The sequence below is a fragment of the Pediococcus damnosus genome (genome assembly GCF_001437255.1).
In the GTDB taxonomy this organism is placed as follows: domain Bacteria; phylum Bacillota; class Bacilli; order Lactobacillales; family Lactobacillaceae; genus Pediococcus; species Pediococcus damnosus.
The window spans coordinates 1-1,319 of the sequence record NZ_JQBD01000162.1 but is presented as its reverse complement, the minus strand read 5'-3'; the positions used below and the strand labels follow the sequence as shown (position 1 = coordinate 1,319).

At 38.3% G+C, this 1,319-nt stretch carries 1 protein-coding gene; it reads left to right on the top strand.

Annotation, left to right across the window (positions count from 1 at the left end; genetic code table 11):
* Nucleotides 1-98: 98 nt before the first annotated feature.
* On the top strand, nucleotides 99-1,271 hold the full coding sequence (locus IV84_RS10435; protein WP_056986625.1) for an IS256 family transposase: 1,173 nt from the start codon (nucleotides 99-101) through the stop codon (nucleotides 1,269-1,271).
* Nucleotides 1,272-1,319 lie beyond the last annotated feature (48 nt).

The following is a 1,319-nucleotide window of genomic DNA, read 5'->3' as shown; positions in this document are numbered from 1 at the left end:
GAGTGTTTAAATAATTATGTGTAAATGATTCATTGAAAAAAGGAAGCCTCTCCCTTATGATAGTTAGCGTCTAAACAAACATCACAGGAGGCTTCCCCATGAATCAGTTTACCAAAGAAATCGTCACAGCACTAGCGCAGCGTCAGGATCTAGATATTATTTTCAAAGATCAACTAGAAACGGCCGTTAATGAGCTATTACAAAATGAACTTTCTGCATTTTTAGGTTATGAGCCCTATGATAGGAATGGCTTCAATTCAGGAAATTCTCGTAATGGCCACTACACGAGAACCTTTAATACAAAATATGGCGAATTGAATCTTACGATTCCCCGTGATCGAAACGGAGAATTTGTTAACCACACATTACCAGCCTATCAACGACGAACAGACCAGTTAGAACAAACCATCATTCAGCTTTATCAAAAGGGAATTACCACTCATGAGATCGCCGAGCTGATGGAAAAAATGTATGGTTCCTATTACACGCCACAGACAGTTTCCAATCTAACTAAGGTAGTTAACGAACAAGTTGAAGCTTTCAAGAATCGAACGTTATCAGAACGGTACGCTGTCGTTTATTTAGATGCCACATATCTTCCCTTGCGACGTGACACAGTTGCCAAAGAAGCAGTTCATATTGCGATTGGCATTCAACCTAATGGTCATAAGGAAGTGCTGTCTTACAAGATAGCTCCGACAGAATCTAGTTCTGTGTGGTCTGAAGTATTAGCTGATTTGAAGGATCGTGGCGTACAACAAACCTTACTTTTTGTGGCCGATGGATTGGTTGGCCTCGAAACTGCCGTTGGTAAATATTATCCAAACGCCGTTATTCAGCAATGCCTAGTTCATGTAAGTCGTAATATTTCGCATCATGTACGGGTTCATGACCGTAAAGCTGTGTTAAATGATTTTAAGTTAATTCATCAAGCAACCAATAAACGAATGGCTGAGCACAGCTTAGCCAACTTTGTTGACCATTGGCGCAAAAGATATCCCAAAGTTACGCAAGCTTTATTAAAGAACCAGAAATTACTGGTATTTTTTAATTTTCCACCGGCTATCCGGTCTAGTATTTATAGTACCAATCTTATCGAATCATTTAACAAAAAATTTAAGCGACAAACAAAGAAACGTGAACAATTTCCCAACGAAGAATCTTTGGAAAGAACCTTAATGACTGTAATTCTTGATTACAATGACAAATTTGGGCGACGAACACATAAAGGGTTCAATCTAGTTCAAGACACTTTAGAATCAATGTTTTAGTTCAAAAGTGAGAGGCTTTTTCATTTACACATAAAATTTGACACTCTC